This window comes from Pseudonocardia sp. UM4_GMWB1, from assembly GCF_017312155.1.
Lineage (GTDB): Bacteria > Actinomycetota > Actinomycetes > Mycobacteriales > Pseudonocardiaceae > Pseudonocardia > Pseudonocardia alni.
This window is the reverse complement of sequence record NZ_QJPN01000001.1, coordinates 2,305,224-2,322,410: the sequence shown is the minus strand read 5'-3', so window position 1 is coordinate 2,322,410 and position 17,187 is coordinate 2,305,224. Positions and strand designations below refer to the sequence as shown.

Below are 17,187 nucleotides of genomic sequence, written 5' to 3'. Positions count from 1 at the left end.
GTCGGGTGAGCGACGACCAGAACGACACCGGACGCGAGAGCCCCCCGATCGACCCGGAACGCGCACTCGACGAGCTCGAGGAACGGGTGCTCGGCCGGCGGATCGACGCCGGGGACACCGAGGCCGGTCGCGAGGAGTCCGCGGACACCACGTCGGAGGGCGCGGCCGAGCCGGAACCGGTCGAGGGCGCCGGGGAGCCGGACGACGCCGGGACCGGGGTCGACGCCCCGACCGACTGAGCCGGCACCCCCGCCGGGGCCGCCGCCCCCGTACCCCGCGGAGGGTCCCGGCAGGACTTCCGGGGACACGCGATCCCGCGGCAGTACCGGTCGGGGCTGTCGGCGCGGCGGCGCGCGCAGGTCCGTGAGGGCCCGCTACATCGTCGGCCGCACGGCACAGAGTTCGGGGAAGTAGGTGAGGTTCGGCGGCCGGGTGTTCGTGCGGCCGTCGCTCATCGGGCGACCTCCTCGGCGAACGCGGTCATCCCGGCCAGGACCTCGGCGAACGAGGTCGACAGCGGCGCGAGCCCGATCCGGATGCCGTCCGGGGCCCGGAAGTCCGGGATGACCCCCCGCTCCCACAGCCGGGCGTTGACCTGGGCGAGGTCCTCGCGGCGCAGCGTGACGTGCCCGCCGCGGCGGTCCGGGTCGCGCGGTGAGGCCACGGTGACGCCGTGCGGGGCGAGCAGGGTGTCGGCGAGGTCGAGGGCGAACCCGGTGAGCCGCACCGACTTCGCGCGGACGGCGTCGATCCCGGCCTGCTCCAGCAGCTCCACCCCGCACTCCAGCGGCACCGACGCCAGCACCGGCGGGGTGCCGGACAGCAGGGCGCGCACGTCGGGCGCCGGCTCGTGGCCGGGTCCCATCGCGAACGGCGCGCGGTGGCCGAACCAGCCCGTGATCGGCTGGCGCAGCGTCGTGGTGTGCCGGGCGGCGAGGTAGCCGAACGCCGGGGCGCCCGGGCCGCCGTTCAGGTACTTGTAGCCGCAGCCGACGGCGAGATCGGCGCCCCACGCGTCGAGCCGGACCGGGACCGACCCGACCGAGTGCGACAGGTCCCAGAGCACCAGGGCGCCGGCGTCGTGGGCGGTCCGGGTGATCGCGGGCGCGTCGGCGAGGAACCCGGAGCGGTAGGCGACGTGGGACAGCAGCACCAGCGCCGTGTCCGGCCCGACGGCGGCCGCGACCTGCTCGGGCGTCACGCCCGAGGCCGGGTCGGAGGTGATCCACCGCAGGACCGCGCCGCGCTCGGCGGCGATGCCCTCGAGCACGTAGCGGTCGGTCGGGAAGTTGTCGGTGTCGACGACGATCTCGCGGCGCCCCGCCGCCGCCTGGTGGTCGACGGCGGCCCGGGCCAGCTTGTAGAGCAGCACGGTCGTGGAGTCGGCGACGACGACCTGCCCCGGCGCGGCACCGAGCGCGGCCGCCCCGATCCGGTCCCCCAGGCTGCGCGGCCGGTCGACCCAGCCCTCGTCCCAGCCGCGGATCAGCCGGGTGCCCCAGTCCGCGCGCACGAACCGCTCCATCCGCTCGGCCGTCGCCTGCAGCGGGCGGCCGAGGGAGTTCCCGTCGAGGTAGGCGACGACGCCGTCGACGGGCAGGAACCGGTCGCGGTACCCGGCGAGCGGGTCCTCGGCGTCGAGCCCCGCCGCGACGGCCGCGAGGTCGGTGCCGAGGTCGGTGGTCGGGTCGGTGCTGCGGTCGGTCACGGTGTCCCCTCCGGTCGCGGTGTGCCCAGACGGTGCAGCCGCAACGCGAGCTGCAGCTCCAGCCCGTGGTCCGGGTCCTGCCAGCGCGGCCCCAGCAGCGACGCGACCCGGTCGAGCCGCTGGGCCACGGTGTTCACGTGCACGTGCAGCGCCGCCGCGGCCCGGGTCGGGCTGGCGCCCGCGGCGTAGTAGGCCTCCAGGGTGCGCAGCAGCTCGCTGCCGCGGCGCGCGTCGTGCTCGGCGACGGGCCCGAGGATGCCGCGCACGTACCCGGCGACGTCCGGGCGCTCGCCGAGCAGCAGCCCGGCGAACCCGAGATCCGACGCCGACGCGCACTCCCCCTCCCGGTCCAGCGCGACCAGCGCCTCCGCCGAGCGACGGGCCTCGGCCAGCGCCGCGTCCGCACCGTCGGCCGGCTGCAGCGGGCCGGCGCCGCCGACCGTCACCGCCCCGTCGGGGTCCTGCTCCGACGCCGGACGCGCAAGCCGGGCACCGGCCGCGGCCGGGTCGGTGCCCGGCAGCAGCACGACCACCGCGCCGTCCCGTTCCCCGACCAGTCCGGAACGGCCGCCGAGAGCGGCCGCCTCCCGGGCCAGCGCCCGTCGCCGGGCGGGGTGGCAGCGGCAGACCAGCAGCACGTGCGGCCGCCGGGGCGACACCCCGAGCGCGGCGAGCCGGGTCAGCGTCGTCGGTCGCGGGGCCCCGGACGCGGCGAGGAGCTCGGTGAGGGCGTCGGCGCGGTCGAGCCGGTCGGCCTCGTCGGCGCGCTGGGCGAACAGCTGCACCAGCGCCGTGACCATCGCGGCCCGCTCCACGGTGCGGACCTGGCCGGGGGTCAGGGCGTCCCCGGCGCCGAGCCCGCCGAGCAACAGCGTCCCGAGGCGCTGACCACCGGCGATCACCGCGGTCACCCAGACGCCGCCGGCGCACGGCACCGGCACCGGGCGACCGCCGCCGTCGCGCTCCCCGGCGCGGCGGGCCGCGGCGCGGGCGTCCAGGCCGGGCGGGACCGGGCCGTGGGCCGCAGCGGTGGCGCCGTCGCCGTCGAGCACCGCGACCCACCCGCCGAGCAGCCTGCCGAGCGCCTCGGCGATGTCGCCGACGTCGCCGCCCTCCAGGACGACCCCGGCGAACCGGTCGTGGGCGTCGGCGGCCTCGGCGATCGCGGCGTGCGCGCCGCGCAGCTCGCGCAGCGTGGTGGCGGTGTCGGCGAGGCGGCGGGTCTGCACCAGCGACACCGCGGCGAGCGCGGCCAGCGAGCCGAGCAGGGCGACGTCCTCGGCGGTGAAGGGGCGGGCGGACCGGTTGGCGGCGAACAGGACGCCGACGAACTCGTCGTCGACCAGCAGCGGGGTGCCGCAGATGCCGACGATGCCCTCCTCGGCGACCGCGGTGTCGATCTCCTCGGTGTGCCGGTAGCGGCCGTCGCCGGCGTAGCGGCCGGTCCAGTGCGGGGTGCGGCTGGCCGCGACGAGGCCGCCGAGCCCGGCCCCGAGCGGGAGCCGCAGCGACTGGAAGCGGTGCGAGACCGACCCGGAGGTGACCCGCATGAACGTGTCCCCGCGCTCGGGGTCGTGCAGGGTCAGGTAGGCGACGTCGGTACCGAGCAGCCCGCGGGCCCGGCGCACGATCGCCTGCAGCACCGAGCCGGGGTCGGACTCCGAGGCGAGGTCGCGGGCGATGCCGACCAGCGCGGCGAGCTCGGACTCACGGCGGCGCCCGGCGTCCATCGCCGCCCGCACCCGCAGGGTCAGCGCGCCGGCCTCCGGCTCGGAGGCCGCCAGCTCCGCGACGACGCGGTCCAGCTCGCCGTCGCGGGCATCGCCGTCGGCCCGGTCGGCCAGCAGCCGGAGCAGGTCGAGGACGGTGCGCACGCGTCCATCCTGCCGTGCGCGGCGCTCAGTCGGACTTCCACGCCCCCGGGCGGCCGTAGATGTCGCGCAGGTCGAGCAGGTGGCTGCGCATGGCCTCCTCGGCCTGCGCCGCCTCGCCCCGGGCGATGTGCTCGGTGATCGTGGTGTGGCAGGCGTCGACCTCCGCCCAGTGCTCGGCCGCGACGACGTGCCGGTTCAGCCGGGTGCGGAGCACGTCGCCCACCGGCTGGCCCATCATGGTGATCATCAGGTTGCCGGTGGCCATGAGTACCGTGGTGTGGAAGTCCATGTGCTCGACGAACCCGCTGGGGTCGCGCGGGTCCCGCGGTGCCGCCGCCGCGGCGCGCAGCGCCTCGATCGTCTCCGGGGCGGCGCGCTGGGCGGCCAGCCGGGCCGCCGCGGGCTCGAGCAGCAGCCGGGCCTCCAGCAGGTCCGCCATGCCGAGCTGCGGCGTCGCGACCAGCACCCCGAGCGCACCGCCGACGTCCTCGACCAGGCGGGCGGGGTCGGGCGCGGCGACGAACGAGCCGCCCTGCACCCCGCGCCGGGTGTCGATCAGGTGCTGGCTGGCCAGGACCCGCAGCGCCTCGCGGACCGTGGAGCGGCTCACCCCGAACATGCCGGTCAGCTCGGACTCCGCGGGCAGCCGCGTGCCGGCGGGCAGGGCACCGCGCATGATCTGCGCGCGCAGCTCGTCGGCCACCTGCCGGTAGGCGGGACGGACCCGCTGGACCCGCAGCCGCGCCGTCGGCGGCCGGTGACCGTCGCGAGGCCGCTCCCCCGCCGGTGCGTCGGTCGGCACGGTGACGCCGTCACGCGGATCCCGGGTCGCACCCATCTTCACGCCGCCGCCCTGTCGTCCATCGTGCCGCGCGTCCCGCGACCCGTTCCAGGGTACCGGTCGGGCGTTGCCCGGGACCATCACCCGGCGGTATAGGTCTGACAAATCTGTCGAGCACTTCCAGCAGCTCGTGACCGTTGGAGGGTCTTGCCTCTGAAAGTGTCTGATGTTTACCGTGCGGAGGCGGGGTCCGGTCGGCCCCCGCGGACCGGAAGGCGGGCGACGGCGCCCGCCGAGGGGAGTACGCGATGACCGTCGACCCACCCGGTGACCGGCAGGCGGCCGGTGTGCCGCCCGCTCCGGCCCCCGTCACGGACCTGGCCGCCCGGCTCGACCGCATCCCGGTCGCCACCCCGACACACCGCCGCTGGGTGGGGGTGCTCGGTGCGCTGTTCGTCTTCGACCTGGTGGACCTCAACTCCTTCGCCTACGCCGCCCCCGCGCTGCGGGCCGAGTGGGGGCTGTCCATCGGGGAGGTCGGCGCGGTCACCTCGGCCGCGTTCGTCGGGATGTTCGCCGGGGCGATCGTCGGCGGCCGCCTCTCCGACCGCTACGGCCGCCGCCCCGTCCTGCTCGGGGCCGTCCTGTTCTTCTCCGTCTGCTCGCTGCTGAGCGCGCTGAGCTGGGACGCCTGGTCGCTGGGCGTGCTGCGGGTGCTGACCGGGTTCGGGCTGCAGGCCACGACCGGGGTCCTGCTGGTCTGGGTGAGCGAGATGTTCCCGCGCTCGCTGCGGGGCCGGTACCAGGCGCTGCTGCTCGCCGTCGGCCTCGCCGGCATCCCGATCGCCGCGTGGCTGGCCCGGATCGTCGTCCCGCTCGGACCGGGCTCCTGGCGCTGGGTCTTCGTCGTGGGCGCGCTCGGCGCGGTCGTCGCCCTCGTCGCCTGGCGGACGGTCCCCGAGTCGGTCCGCTGGCGCTCGGCACAGGGCCGGTCCCCCGACCCCCGCGACGAACGGCTCGTGGCCCGGATGGAGCACGAGGCCCGCGCGCAGCTCGGCACCGACCTGCCCGAACCGGTCCCCGACCCCCCGAAGCCCGAGGGACGGCTGTCGGACCTGCTGCGCGGCGCGACGCTGCGCCGGACCGTGGTCGCCTCGACGGCCTGCGTGTTCCTGATCCTGTCGTTCTACGGTTTCAGCTCCTGGGTGCCGACGCTGCTCGTGGAGCGCGGGTACACCACGGCCGAGAGCCTGACCTTCGCCTCGGTCCTCGCGATCGCCGCCGTGCCAGGAGCGCTGCTCGTGGCGCCGGTGGTGGACCGCTTCGACCGGCGCGCGGTCGTCCTGGTGCTGCAGACCCTCTCCGCGGGCCTGGTGCTCGCGTTCGGCCTGGTCACGCACCCGGTCGCGATCGCGGTGACCGGATTCCTCGCCGCGATGTTCATGCAGGCGACGGTGCCGGTCCTCTACACCTACATCGCCGAGGTCTTCCCGCTGCACCTGCGCGGTCTGGGCTCCGGCATCGCGAACGGCTCCGGCCGGCTCGCCGGGGTCGCCGGCGGCCTCCTCGTCGCCGCGACCTTCGCCGGCCTCGGCCTCACCGCCGTCTACGTCTACCTCGCCGCGGCGGCACTGCTGCTCGGCCTGGTCATGGCCCTGTTCGGCGAACGCACCACGAACCGCCGCCTCGAGGACATCGAGCGCGGATGACCACCCCCCACCGGAAGGACGACACGCACGTGACGATCAAGCAGGGCTGGCAGGGACGCTTCTACGAGGACTTCGAGACCGGCGACGTCTACCAGCACCCGCTGGGCCGGACGATCACCGAGACCGACAACACCTGGTTCACGTTGCTGACCATGAACACCAACCAGGCGCACTTCAACCGCCAGGTCGGCGAGTCCTCGGAGTTCGGCCGGATGCTCGTCGTCTCCCCGCTGACGATCTCCATCGCGATGGGCCAGTCGGTCACCGACACCACCCAGAACGCGTTCGCCAACCTGGGGCTCGACGACCTGAAGCTCACCGCGCCGGTGTTCGCCGGGGACACCATCTGGTCGGAGTCGATCGTGCTGGACAAGCGCGAGTCCTCGTCCCGCCCGACCGCCGGGATCGTCACCGTGCGGACCCGCACCCTGAACCAGGACGCGGTCGAGGTGCTGAGCTTCCGGCGGACCTTCTACGTGCACAAGCGGGAGGTGGGCGGGGCGTCGTCGCTGTTCCCGCAGGCCGCGGAGCCGCTGACGGTGGAGGGCGCGTGACCCGGCGGCCGCTGGAGGACATCCGGATCGTCTCGCTGGAGCAGTACGGCGCCGGCCCGTTCGGGTCGATGCACCTCGCCGAGCTGGGCGCGGAGATCATCAAGATCGAGGACCCGTCGGTCGGCGGTGACGTCGGCCGCGCGATCCCGCCCTACACCGCGCCGGGAGACTCGCTGTTCTTCCAGTCCTTCAACCGGGACAAGTCCTCGGTCACCCTCGACGTGCGCACCCCCGAGGGCCGCGAGGTGTTCCACGACCTGGTCCGCACCGCCGACGCCGTGTTCTCCAACCTGCGCGCCGACGTCCCGGCGACGCTGGGGATCCGCTACGACGACCTCAAGGAGGTCAACCCGCAGATCGTCTGCTGCTCGCTGACCGGGTTCGGGATGACCGGCCCGCGCTCGGCGGAGCCGGGCTACGACTACGTCCTGCAGGCGCTGGCGGGCTGGATGTCGCTGACCGGTGAGCCCGGCGGCGCCCCGCAGAAGACCGGGCCGAGCCTGGTCGACTACTGCGGCGGCTACGTCGCCGCGATCTCGCTGCTGGGCGCGATCCACGGGGCGCGGCGCGACGGCGTCGGCACCGACTGCGACGTCTCGCTCTACGACACCGCGGTGAGCCTGCTCGCCTACCCCGGGACCTGGCACCTGACCGCGGGCTTCGAACCGGTGCGCACCCGGCAGTCGGCCCACCCCTCGCTGGTGCCCTTCCAGGCCTTCGAGGCCTCCGACGGCTGGCTGGTCGTCGGGTGTGCGAAGGAGAAGTTCTGGCAGCGGCTCACCGTCGTGCTGGGCCGCCCGGACCTGGCCGAGGACCCCCGCTTCGCGACCTTCGCCGACCGCAACCTGCACCGCGACGCGCTGCTGCCCGAGCTCGAGGCGCTGTTCCGGACCCGCACGGTCGCGGAGTGGCTCGCCCCGCTCTACGCGGCCTCGGTCCCGTGCGCCCCGGTCCGCGACGTCGCGGGCGCGCTGACCGACCCGCACACCGTCGAGCGCGACCTCGTCGCCGAGACCCCGCACCCCGACTTCGGCCCGGTCCGCACCCTGCGCAGCGCGGTCCGGGTGGGCCCGCCCGGCGCCGACCGGGCCCCGACCCGCGCCGCACCCGTGATGGGTGCGGACACCGACCGCGTCCTGCGCGAGCTGGGCTACGACGACACCAGGATCACCGCGCTCCGGAGCTCCGGCGCGCTGGGGAAGGACTGACATGGACTTCCGGTTCACCGACGAGCAGCGCCTCTACCGGGACACGTTGCGCGCCTTCGTCGACAAGGAGATCGTCCCCGTCGCGCGGGAGTGGGAGCAGTCGGGCCGCTACCCCACCGAGATCGTCGAGGGGATGAAGAAGCTCGGACTCTTCGGCCTGGCCGTCCCCGAGTCCTACGGCGGCCTGGCCGCCGACACCGTCTCGTTCGCGCTGACCTTCGAGGAGATCTCGCGGGGCTGGATGGGCATCGCCGGCATTCTCGGCAGCCACTCGGTGTCCTGCTTCCTGCTCGCGAACCACGGCACCGAGGAGCAGAAGCAGCGCTACCTCCCGGAGCTCGCGACGGGCGCGCGGCGCACCGGGATCGCGCTGACCGAGCCCGGCGCCGGCACCGACCTGCAGGGCATCCGCACCACCGCCCGCCGCGACGGCGACGACTACGTCATCGACGGCACCAAGATGTGGATCACCAACGCCCGGCACGCCGACCCGCTCCCGGTGCTGGTCAAGACCGACCCGTCGGCCTCGCCCGCGCACACGGGCATGAGCATCCTGCTCGTCGAGGCGGGCACCCCCGGCTTCGAGGTCACCGCCGACATCGGCAAGCTCGGCTACAAGGGCACCGAGTCCTGCGAGGTCGTGCTCGACGGCGTGCGCGTCCCGTCGTCGCAGCTGCTCGGCGGGGTCGAGGGACGCGGCCTGCAGCAGGCACTCTCCTCGCTGGAGACCGGGCGGATCAACATCGCCGCCCGCAGCGTCGGGATCGCCCAGCGCGCCTACGACGAGGCCCTGTCCTACGCCCGCGAGCGCGAGGCCTTCGGCAGGCCGATCGGCGACTTCCAGGCCGTCCAGCAGCGGCTCGCCCAGACCGCGGTGCGGCTGCAGGCGGCCCGGCTGATGACCTACTGGGCGGCGTCGCGGATGGACGACGGCGTGCGGATGGACACCGAGTCCGGGATGGCGAAGATCTTCGCGTCCGAGCAGGCCCTGGAGTGCGCACTCGACGCGATGCGCATCCACGGCGGCTACGGCTACTCCACCGAGTTCGAGGTGGAGCGGCTCTACCGCGACGCCCCGCTCATGTCGATCGGCGAGGGCACCAACGACGTGCTGCGCGGCGTGGTGGCGAAGGCGCTGCTCAGCGGCAAGGCCACCGTCCGGTGAGCACGGCCGACGAGCTGGGCGCCCTCGCCGCGCGGCTCGGGTACACCCTCGACCCCGGCCAGGTGACGGCGATGCACGACGCGGTCGCGGGCGCCGAGCCCGCGGTGGCGGCGCTGCGGGCGGCACCCGTCCCGGCGGCGGCCGCCGACCCGGCGCGGGGCGAGGCGTGGCTCGCCCCGCCCGCCGTCGCCGGGAGCGCCCCCACCGGGCCGGACCCCCGCGCCGCGGAGCTGCGTGCGGAGTGGTCCGGGCGCGCGGCCGGGGCCGTGCAGCGGCTGGAGCGCCTGCACGCCGAGCTGAACTGCACGATCCGGGTGCTGCACGAGCGGGCCCGTGACCACCGCGCGCCCGAGGGGCCGCCCCGGCCGCTGGAGGGCGTGCCGTTCGCGGTCAAGGACGTCATCGACGTCGCCGGGGTGCCGACGACCGGGGCCTCGCGCACCCGCGCGGACGCCGCCCCGGCGGCGGCCTCGGCGACGGTCGTCGCCCGGCTGGAGGCGGTGGGCGCGGTACCGGTGTCCAAGGACGCGACGACCGAGTTCGCCGTCGGCGGGCCGCACCCGCCGCTGACCGGGCCGTGCCGCAACCCGTGGGACCCCGGACGGTGGGCGGGCGGTTCCTCGACCGGGACCGCGGCCGCGGTCGCGGCCGGCGTCGTCCCGTTCGGGCTCGGGACCGACGTCGGCGGCTCGGTCCGGCTGCCCGCGGCCTGGTGCGGCCTGACCGGGCTGAAGCCCACGGCCGGGGCGGTGCCGCGCACCGGGGTGATGCCGCTGTCCTGGACCACCGAGACGGTCGGCCCGCTGGCCCGCGACGCCCGCACCGTCGGTCTGCTGTTCGGCCTGCTCCGCGGCCCGGACGGCGTCGACCCCCGGGTGCCGCAGCTGCCGCCGCTGCCACCGACGACGGTCCCGGCCGACCTGCGCGGCCTGCGGGTCGCCCGTCCCGGCGGCTACCTCACCGCGCTGTGCGACGCGGCCGTCCGGGCGGGCGTGGACCACCTCGTCGACGTCCTCACCGACGCCGGGGCCACCGTCGTGCCGGGCGAGATCCCGTCGGCCGAGCAGGCGCTGCCCATCGGCTACCAGGTCGTGTTCACCGAGGCCGCCGCGGTGCACCGGGTCGACGCCGACCGCTGGGGCGACTACGACCCGGTGACGGTGCGCCGGATCAGCCAGGGCATCACCACACCGGCCGCCGACCTCCTGCGGGCCCTGCAATTCCGGGTGCAGCTGCAGGCCGAGCTGGACGCCGTGTTCGCCGGGGCCGACCTGGTCGTCGTCCCCACCACGCCCGCGACCGCGCCGCGGCTGCCGGACTGCACGGTCGTCGTCGACGGGGAGCGGTACCCGCTCTACGCGGCGCAGTCGCGCGCCACGATGCTCGGCAACCTCACCGGGGCGCCCGGGCTGGCCCTGCCGACCGGCCTCGCCCCCGACGGCTGCCCGGTCTCGGCGCTGCTCATCGCCCGTCCGCACGACGAGATCACCGCGCTGCGGGTCGCCGCCCTGTTCCAGGAGCGCACCGACCACCACCGGCGCACCCCACCGGTCGCCGACCGGATCACCTGACCGTCCCACTCCGACCCGGAGGTCACCGATGACCACCATCCCGGCCCCGTCCACGACCACCTCGCTGTCCGCCACCGTCGGCGCGTTCGCGGCCCGCGCGACCCTCGACGACGTCCCCGCCGAGGTGCAGGAGCGGGCCCGCCACCTGATCCTCGACGCCGTCGGGCTGGCGTTCGCCTCGACCGCGTACGGCTTCCCGGGGGTCGCCGTGGCGGCCCTGGCGTCCTTCGGGGGCGCGGGCGACCAGCCCGTGCTCGGCCTGCCCGACCGGCTCCCGGCCCGTGACGCCGCGATGCTCAACGGCGTGCTGATCCACGGCATGGACTTCGACGACACCCACATCCCGGCCGTCACCCACGTCTCCGCCGCGGCGCTGCCCGCTGCGCTCGCCGCGGCCGTCGCCCGCGGGGCGGACACCCGGACGCTGCTCCTGGCCTACGTGCTCGGTGTCGAGGTCTCGGCCCGGGTCGGTATCGGCGGCGCGGGCGGGTTCCACGACGTCGGGTTCCACCCCACCGCGGTGGCCGGGGCGTTCGGGTCCGCCGTCGCCGCCGGGAAGGTGGCGGGCCTGGACGCCGACGGTCTCGCGACGGCGCAGGGCGTCGTCGGCTCGATGAGCTCCGGGCTGCTGGAGTTCCTGGCCGACGGGGCCTGGACCAAGCGGCTGCACCCGGGCTGGGCCGCGATGTCCGGGCTCACCGCGGCCGGGTTCGCCGAGGCGGGCTGGAGCGGGCCGGGCGCGGTCTACGAGGGCCGGTTCGGCCTCTACAACTCCCACCTGGCCGGGCGCGAGACCCGGCCCGGCGCGGTCGGCGAGGGTCTGGGCGGAACCTGGGAGCTGATGCGGACCGCGGTCAAGCCGTACCCGATCTGCCACTTCATCCACGCCTTCGCCGACGCCGCGCTGCTGCTGCGCCCCGAGATCGGCGACACCGCGATCACCGGGATCCGCTGCGCGATCCACCCGGTGCCCGGCAAGGTCGTGTGCGAGCCGGCGGAGGCCAAGTGGACCCCGCGCGACGAGTACGACGCCAAGTTCAGCCTCCCCTTCGTCGTCGCGACCACGCTGCTGCGCGGCCGCTTCGGGCTGACCGAGCTGTCCGACGCGGCACTCGCCGACCGCGCCGCGCTCGACCTCGCCCAGAAGGTGCGGGTCACCGACGACCCGGACAGCGCCTTCCCTGCCGCCTACTCCGGCGCGATCGAGATCGAGCTGGCCGACGGCCGGGTCCTGCGCCACCGCGAGCAGGTCAACCGCGGCCATGACGAGCGCCCGCTCACCAACGACGACGTCGTCGCCAAGTTCCGGGAGACGATCGGCACGGTCGCCCCGGCGGCCGTCGCCGACCGGGTGCAGCGCGCGGTGCTGGGGCTCGGCGACGACACCCCGGCCGTGGAGTTCGCCGAGGCCTGCCGTGGCTGACCGCCCGGTGCGGGTGGGGGTGTTCCTGACCCACCAGCAACCCGCCGGGCGGGACCCGCTGCTCGCGCTGGCCGAGCAGCTGTCGCTGGTCCGCACCGCCCGCGACGGCGGCCTGGACTCGGTGTTCGCCGGTCAGCACCACCTGCCGGAGTCGTTCTCGCACATCCAGCCGCTGCCCTGGCTGGCCCGGCTGGCCGCCGAGGCCGGGGACATGCGGATCGGCACCGGCATCCACCTGCTGGCCCTGCACAACCCGGTCGACACCGCCGAGAGCTTCGCCGGCCTCGACGTCGTGACCGGCGGGCGCTCGGTGTTCGGGGTGGGGCTGGGCTACCGCGAGGTCGAGTACGCCGCGTTCGGGATCCCGCCCGGGGACAAGGTCCGCCGGTTCACCGAGAACCTGCGGATCGTCCGCGCGCTGTGGACCGGGGAGCCGGTGCACGCCGACGTGGACTGGTGCCGCCTCGACGGGGTCCGCGCCACCACGCTCCCGGCGGCCGTGCCGCCGGTCTGGATGGCCGCGAACTCCGACGGCGCGGTCCGTCGCGCCGCCCGGCTCGCCGACACCTGGATGATCAACCCGCACGCGACCGCGGCGACCGTGCGCCGTCAGCTGGACCTGTTCCACGCCGAGCGGGCCGCCGCCGGGCGCGGTCCGCTGCCCGAGCTGCCGCTGATGCGCGAGGTCTACTGCGCGCCCACCCGGGAGCGGGCCGTCGAGCTGGCCCGGCCGTACCTCGCCGGGAAGTACGAGGTGTACGCGGACTGGGGCCAGGACCGGGTGCTGCCCGGCGCCGAGACCTTCCGCACCGGCTACGACGCGCTGGCCCTCGACCGGTTCGTCGTCGGGACCCCGGAGGACTGCCTGGCCGCGCTGCTGCCCTGGCGCGACGAGGTCGGCGTCGACCACTTCGTGCTCCGGACCGACTGGGCGGGCATGCCGGTCGAGGACGCCCGCGCCTCCCTGGACCTGCTCGCCCGCGAGGTGGCACCGGTGCTGCGTGCCGCCCCCGCCACGACCTCCCGAGCGCACCCCCGGCCCGAGGGGACCGGCCCGTGAAACGGGTCGGAGTCGACGTCCCGGAGCGGGCGAACGCCGCCGGTGAGGTCCTCGTGCCGCCACGAGGACACGGCGCCCGAGCAGGTCCGCCGGGTCAGCGCACCGGGACGGGCCGCCCGGCCCGGTGCAGCAGCGCGACCGCGCGATCGACGACCGGCTTGTCGACCAGCGCCCCGTCCAGCACGGCGACGGCGCCGGTCTCCGCGGCCGCGACGACCCGGTCCGCCCACGCCAGCTCCTCCGCCGAGGGGCGGAAGGCGGCGGCGACACCGGGGACCTGGGCGGGATGGATGCACAGCTTCGCGGTGAGGCCGAGGGCGAGTGCCGCGGCGCTGTCGGCGGCCAGCCGGGCGTCGTCGCGGACGGCGGTCGTGACCCCGTCGACCGGTGCTGTGACCCCGGCGGCGCGGGCGGCCAGTACGAGCTCGCAGCGGGTGTGGCGCAGTGCGACGTCGTCGAGGTGGTCGACGCCGATGTCCACCGCGAGGTCGACGCTGCCGAAGGCGGGACGCACGACGCCGGGGGCGGCGCAGATCTCCTCGGCCCGGCGGACCCCGAGCGCGGTCTCGACGACGGGCACGACCGGGGTGCCCGGCGGCAGCCGGTCCGCCAGCGCGGCGAGCTCCGCGCCGGTCTCGGCCTTGGGCAGCACCACCGGACAGCCGAGTGCGGCGACCACGGCGACGTCGTCGTCGAACCAGGGCGTGCCGGTGCCGTTCACCCGCACCGCGGCCCGGCCGCCGGCGGCCAGCCACTCCCGGACCTGCTCCCGCGCGGCGGTCTTGCCCTCGGGCGCGACGGCGTCCTCGAGATCGACGATCACGACGTCGGCACCGCTGGCGACCGCCTTGTCGTAGCGGTCCGGGCGGGAGCCGGGGACGAAGAGGAAGGTGGTCGCGGCATCGATGGCGAGCATCGGTCCATCGTTAATGTCTGATGTTTAGCTGTCAACGTTTGAACCTGTGCTTCGCGCTCTCCGGGGTATCGCAGAGAAAACATCTGATGATTGCTTGAAACGACAGCCGGCGCCGTGCGACGCTCCCTGTGACGCCCCACACGGTCCGCCCCGGGCCGTGCCACCCCGACCGGTCGCCGACGCCCGGCCGGTGTCGTGGCCGCGCCCGCCCCGCGTGCGCGGCGCGGCGCCGTTCCCGCGAGGCCCGCCCGGGACGACGCCGAGAGGAACCGATGAGGACGCTGGGCAAGGGAGCCGGGCTGACGACCTGCCTCGTCGCCGCGGTCGCGCTGCTGACCGCCTGCACACCCGCACGGGAGGCACCGCCCGACGGGGTCCGGACCCTCGTGGTCGCCGATTCCTACCCGGTGTCCCACCCCGCGTCCCGGGACGGGATCGTCCACTTCACCGACCGGGTCCGCGAGCTCACCGGCGGCGCCCTGGACGTCGAGTACTACCCGTCCGAGCAGCTGGGCAAGTCCACCGACTACGTCAAGCTCGTCGCGAGCCGCGCCGTGGACATCGGGGTCGTGTCGCCGCCCTACCTGTCCGACAAGCTCCCCCTGTCCAACGTCGGCGACCTGCCGGGCCTCAGCACGGATTCGTGCACCACCGCCCGCGCGGTCGGCGAGCTCACCCGGGAGGGCGGGTTGCTGCACCGCGAGGAGTTCGCGCCCCGCGGGCTGCGGACGCTGTTCGTCGGCGTCGTCCCGCAGTACGAGCTGTTCACCAACGGCCCGGTGACCGACCCGGCGCAGCTCCCCGGCCTGCTCACCCGCTCCCCCGGCGGTGTCGTCGACCAGACGCTGCGCACCCTGGGCGCCACCCCGGTCTCCATCGCCGGACCCGAGGTCTACGAGGCGATGTCGCGCGGCACCGTCGACGCGATGACCCTCCCGCCGATGAGCGCGGTCCCCTTCCGACTCGACGAGGTCGCCTCGCACGCCACCGAGGGCGCCCCGCTCGGCGGCTTCACCCTCACCTTCGCCATCTCCGAGGCGCTGTGGCGGGAGCTGCCCGAGGCCCACCGCGACGCCATGACCCGGGCGGGCGAGGAGACCTCCCGGCACCTCTGCGCGGTGATGGACGAGCAGACGACGCAGGCCCGGTCGACCCTCGAGGACGGGGGCATGACCTTCACCGCGCTGACCGCCGCCCAGCAGCAGCGCTGGCAGGACGCGGTCGCCTCGGTGCGCGCCGACTGGGCCGCGGACATGGAGGCCCGCGGGCGACCCGGCCGCGCCGCGCTGGACGCGATGGAGGCGGCGCTCGACCGGGCCCGCGACGAGACCCCGGAGGCCGCACGATGAACGCGGGCACGACGAACGCGGGCACGACCCGGCCGGGCCCGGTGGACCGTGTTCTGCGCACGGTCGAGAACGCGGCGGCCGCCGTCGGCCTCACCGGCGTCGTCGTCACGGTCGCGCTGATCGTGATCGACGTGGCCCTGCGCTACCTGGTGGGGGCGCCGCTGTCCTGGTCGGTGGGCTTCGTCGGCGACTACGCGCTGGTGGGACTGTTCTTCCTCGGGCTGTCCTACACGGTCCGCGAGGGTGCCCACGTCCGGATCGACCTCGTCCACAAGCGCCTGGGACCGGCCGGACGACGCATGCTCGCGGTCACCGGGTCGGGCCTGACCACCGTGTTCCTGGCGCTGGTCGGCTACGGCGGGCTGCTCCTGACCGCGGGCGCGCTCCGCCACGGCGACGTCCCGCTGGCCGGGGCCTCGGAGCTGTCGTGGCCGGTGTGGACCTCGGCGGTGCTGGTACCGATCGGCGCGGGGCTCGCGGTGCTCCGGAGCCTGCACACGCTGGTCCACGACCTGCGCGGCCCCGAGCCCGCCGCCCCCGCCACCCCCCTCACCCCGGCCGCGGAGGAGATCGCCTGATGGTGCTCGCCGGAGTCCTCGTCCTGCTGTTCGTCCTGCTGCTGGCCCGGGTACCGGTCGGCGTCGCGATCGGGGTGAGCGCCGTCGTCGGGTTGCTCGCCCACGGCGGGCCGTCCGCCGCCGTCGGCTTCCTGGAGACCACCCCGTACGCGGCGGTCTCGACCTACACCCTCGCGGCGATCCCGCTGTTCATCCTCATGGCCCAGCTGGTGCTCAAGAGCGGGGTCACGACCGAGCTGTTCGCCGCGGCCCGGGTGTGGGTCGGGCGGGTCCCGGCGGGTCTGGGGGTCGCCACGACGACGACCGGCGCCACCTTCGCCGCGGTCTCCGGGTCGAGCACCGCGGCCGCGGCCGCACTGGCCTCGACGACCATCCCGGAGATGGAGCGCGAACACTACGACGGCCGGCTCGCGAACGGTCTGGTCGCCGTCGTCGGCACGCTCGCAGCCATGGTGCCGCCCAGCATCATCCTGGTGTTCTACGCGATCCTGGCCGAGGTCAGCGTGGGCCAGATGCTCGTCGCGGGCCTGGTTCCCGGGCTGCTCGTCACGGTGACGATCATCATCACGACCCTGGTCCTGGTGCACCGCAAACCCGCGCTCGCGCCGGCCGGTCGCCGCTACACCCTGGCCGAGAAACTGCGGACAGTCCCCGTCCTCGGCCCCGTCGCGTTGCTGTTCCTGCTGGTCGTCGGCTCGATCTACCTCGGGCTGACGACGCCGACCGAGTCGGCGGGCCTCGGTGTCGCCGGTGCGCTGGTCATCGGGCTGGCCCGGCGGCGGCTCGACCTCGCCCGGATCCGCGACGCGCTCGTCGAGACCCTCACCTCGACCGCGATGATCCTGCTGATCATCGCCTCGGCGTACCTGTTCGGCTACTTCATGACGCTGACCCGGATCACCGGAACCCTTGTCGACGCGATCGCCGGCGTCGCCGCGCCGCCGCTGGCGATCTTCGCCCTGATCGCGCTGGTCTACCTCGTGCTCGGGGCGTTCCTCGACCAGCTCGCGATCCTCGCGCTCACCGTCCCGGTCGTACTGCCGGTGGTCGAGCAGCTGGGCTACGACCCGATCTGGTTCGGTGTGATGATCATCCTGTTGGCCGAGATCGGCCTGGTCACCCCGCCGCTGGGGATGAACGTCTTCATCGTGTCGAAGGCGACCGGACGCCCGGCCGAGGAGATCTTCGTCGGGGTCCTGCCCTACGTGGCGGCGCTGCTCGTGCTCGTCGCCGTGCTCGCCGCGCTGCCCGGTGTGGTGCTGTGGCTGCCCGAGACGATGGGCGGGTGAGC

At 75.2% G+C, this 17,187-nt stretch carries 15 protein-coding genes; 11 read left to right on the top strand and 4 right to left on the bottom strand.

Annotated elements, in window-relative coordinates:
- Positions 1-5: 5 nt before the first annotated feature.
- A complete protein-coding gene (locus DMP15_RS11285; RefSeq protein ID WP_083658091.1) occupies positions 6-239 on the top strand; it encodes a hypothetical protein in 234 nt (77 codons plus the stop codon).
- A gap of 212 nt (positions 240-451) precedes the next feature.
- Here DMP15_RS11285 and DMP15_RS11280 read toward each other — a convergent pair whose 3' ends face one another.
- From DMP15_RS11280 to DMP15_RS11270, 3 genes are read right to left on the bottom strand one after another with little or no spacing between them, the layout of a single operon-like run.
- Positions 452-1,708, bottom strand: coding sequence for a kynureninase (locus tag DMP15_RS11280; RefSeq protein WP_073574385.1), 1,257 nt, complete (start codon positions 1,706-1,708; stop codon positions 452-454).
- Positions 1,705-3,582: a helix-turn-helix domain-containing protein gene (locus DMP15_RS11275; RefSeq protein WP_073574386.1), complete on the bottom strand. Its 1,878-nt coding sequence runs from the start codon at positions 3,580-3,582 to the stop codon at positions 1,705-1,707. Before DMP15_RS11275 ends, DMP15_RS11280 begins: the two co-directional genes overlap by 4 nt.
- A 25-nt stretch (positions 3,583-3,607) precedes the next feature.
- On the bottom strand, positions 3,608-4,420 hold the full coding sequence (locus DMP15_RS11270) for a FadR/GntR family transcriptional regulator (protein WP_246352728.1): 813 nt from the start codon (positions 4,418-4,420) through the stop codon (positions 3,608-3,610).
- Between the two features lie 251 nt (positions 4,421-4,671).
- On the opposite strand from DMP15_RS11270, the gene DMP15_RS11265 reads away from it, so the two are divergent.
- The 7 genes from DMP15_RS11265 to DMP15_RS11235 are packed head-to-tail and all read left to right on the top strand — an operon-like array spanning position 4,672 to position 13,053.
- A complete protein-coding gene (locus DMP15_RS11265; protein ID WP_083658092.1) occupies positions 4,672-6,072 on the top strand; it encodes an MFS transporter in 1,401 nt (466 codons plus the stop codon).
- Positions 6,069-6,626: a MaoC family dehydratase gene (locus DMP15_RS11260; RefSeq protein ID WP_073574387.1), complete on the top strand. Its 558-nt coding sequence runs from the start codon at positions 6,069-6,071 to the stop codon at positions 6,624-6,626. Before DMP15_RS11265 ends, DMP15_RS11260 begins: the two co-directional genes overlap by 4 nt.
- Positions 6,623-7,834, top strand: coding sequence for a CaiB/BaiF CoA transferase family protein (locus DMP15_RS11255; protein WP_073574388.1), 1,212 nt, complete (start codon positions 6,623-6,625; stop codon positions 7,832-7,834). Before DMP15_RS11260 ends, DMP15_RS11255 begins: the two co-directional genes overlap by 4 nt.
- A 1-nt stretch (position 7,835) precedes the next feature.
- The gene (locus tag DMP15_RS11250) at positions 7,836-8,999 is read left to right on the top strand and encodes an acyl-CoA dehydrogenase family protein (protein WP_073574389.1); all 1,164 of its coding nucleotides are present in this window, start codon (positions 7,836-7,838) and stop codon (positions 8,997-8,999) included.
- Positions 8,996-10,570: an amidase gene (locus tag DMP15_RS11245; RefSeq protein ID WP_304580046.1), complete on the top strand. Its 1,575-nt coding sequence runs from the start codon at positions 8,996-8,998 to the stop codon at positions 10,568-10,570. The genes DMP15_RS11250 and DMP15_RS11245 overlap by 4 nt, the downstream gene beginning before the upstream one ends.
- A 28-nt stretch (positions 10,571-10,598) precedes the next feature.
- On the top strand, positions 10,599-11,993 hold the full coding sequence (locus DMP15_RS11240) for an MmgE/PrpD family protein (protein WP_073574390.1): 1,395 nt from the start codon (positions 10,599-10,601) through the stop codon (positions 11,991-11,993).
- Entirely contained in the window at positions 11,986-13,053 is a 1,068-nt protein-coding gene (locus tag DMP15_RS11235; protein ID WP_337825840.1) for an LLM class flavin-dependent oxidoreductase, read from the top strand. Before DMP15_RS11240 ends, DMP15_RS11235 begins: the two co-directional genes overlap by 8 nt.
- Before the next feature lie 94 nt (positions 13,054-13,147).
- Here DMP15_RS11235 and DMP15_RS11230 read toward each other — a convergent pair whose 3' ends face one another.
- Positions 13,148-13,969, bottom strand: a complete 822-nt coding sequence (locus DMP15_RS11230) for an HpcH/HpaI aldolase/citrate lyase family protein (RefSeq protein ID WP_100878239.1) — start codon at positions 13,967-13,969, stop codon at positions 13,148-13,150.
- 272 nt (positions 13,970-14,241) lie between these two features.
- On the opposite strand from DMP15_RS11230, the gene DMP15_RS11225 reads away from it, so the two are divergent.
- From DMP15_RS11225 to DMP15_RS11215, 3 genes are read left to right on the top strand one after another with little or no spacing between them, the layout of a single operon-like run.
- Positions 14,242-15,318, top strand: a complete 1,077-nt coding sequence (locus DMP15_RS11225) for a TRAP transporter substrate-binding protein (protein ID WP_083658093.1) — start codon at positions 14,242-14,244, stop codon at positions 15,316-15,318.
- Complete coding sequence (locus tag DMP15_RS11220) at positions 15,315-15,896, top strand: TRAP transporter small permease (protein WP_337825839.1); 582 nt, start codon at positions 15,315-15,317, stop codon at positions 15,894-15,896. The genes DMP15_RS11225 and DMP15_RS11220 overlap by 4 nt, the downstream gene beginning before the upstream one ends.
- Complete coding sequence (locus DMP15_RS11215; protein ID WP_337825838.1) at positions 15,896-17,185, top strand: TRAP transporter large permease; 1,290 nt, start codon at positions 15,896-15,898, stop codon at positions 17,183-17,185. The genes DMP15_RS11220 and DMP15_RS11215 overlap by 1 nt, the downstream gene beginning before the upstream one ends.
- The last annotated feature ends 2 nt before the right edge of the window (positions 17,186-17,187 follow it).